This is a genomic window from Vreelandella vilamensis, assembly GCF_031451755.1.
Lineage (GTDB): Bacteria > Pseudomonadota > Gammaproteobacteria > Pseudomonadales > Halomonadaceae > Vreelandella > Vreelandella vilamensis.
In genome coordinates, this window is sequence record NZ_JARWAN010000057.1 from 1 (window position 1) to 1,368 (window position 1,368).

At 56.1% G+C, this 1,368-nt stretch carries 1 rRNA gene; it reads left to right on the forward strand.

Annotated elements, in window-relative coordinates:
* A 23S ribosomal RNA gene (locus tag QC823_RS16105) occupies positions 1 to 1,368 on the forward strand; the annotation flags it as partial.

A 1,368-nucleotide genomic window follows, 5' to 3' on the forward strand; every position in this document is an offset into this window, starting at 1 on the left:
AGAAGGCTAGGTGAGCCAGGCGTTGGTAGCCCTGGTGAAAGCCGGTAGGCTGAGATCTCAGGTAAATCCGGGATCTTAAGGCCGAGAGGCGAAACGAACTGACCACGGTCAGGAAGTCACTGATGCCACGCTTCCAGGAAAAGCCTCTAAGCTTCAGATCATGTGCGACCGTACCCCAAACCGACACAGGTGGTCAGGGTGAGAATCCCCAGGCGCTTGAGAGAACTCGGGTGAAGGAACTAGGCAAAATGGTGCCGTAACTTCGGGAGAAGGCACGCCGCTGTTACGTGAAACCCCTCGCGGGTGGAGCGGAGAGCGGTCGAAGATACCAGGTGGCTGCAACTGTTTATTAAAAACACAGCACTCTGCTAACGCGCAAGCGGACGTATAGGGTGTGACGCCTGCCCGGTGCCGGAAGGTTAAGTGATGGTGTTAGCCGCAAGGCGAAGCTCTTGATCGAAGCCCCGGTAAACGGCGGCCGTAACTATAACGGTCCTAAGGTAGCGAAATTCCTTGTCGGGTAAGTTCCGACCTGCACGAATGGCGTAATGATGGCCACGCTGTCTCCACCCGAGACTCAGTGAAATTGAAATCGCCGTGAAGATGCGGTGTACCCGCGGCTAGACGGAAAGACCCCGTGAACCTTTACTATAGCTTCACACTGGACGCTGATGTTGCCTGTGTAGGATAGCTGGGAGGCTTTGAACCCGTGACGCCAGTTGCGGTGGAGCCACCCTTGAAATACCAGCCTGGCATCATTGGCGTTCTCACTTAGGTCCGTGATCCGGATCGAGGACAGTGTGTGGTGGGTAGTTTGACTGGGGCGGTCTCCTCCCAAAGTGTAACGGAGGAGCACGAAGGTACCCTCAGCACGGTCGGACATCGTGCAATGAGTGCAAGAGCATAAGGGTGCTTAACTGCGAGACAGACACGTCGAGCAGGTGCGAAAGCAGGTTCTAGTGATCCGGTGGTTCTGTATGGAAGGGCCATCGCTCAACGGATAAAAGGTACTCCGGGGATAACAGGCTGATACCGCCCAAGAGTTCACATCGACGGCGGTGTTTGGCACCTCGATGTCGGCTCATCACATCCTGGGGCTGAAGTCGGTCCCAAGGGTATGGCTGTTCGCCATTTAAAGTGGTACGCGAGCTGGGTTTAGAACGTCGTGAGACAGTTCGGTCCCTATCTGCCGTGGGCGTAGGATGTTTGAGAAGGGCTGCTCCTAGTACGAGAGGACCGGAGTGGACGCACCTCTGGTGTTCCGGTTGTCACGCCAGTGGCATTGCCGGGTAGCTAAGTGCGGACGGGATAACCGCTGAAAGCATCTAAGCGGGAAGCCCCCTTCAAGATGAGACATCCCTGAGGACT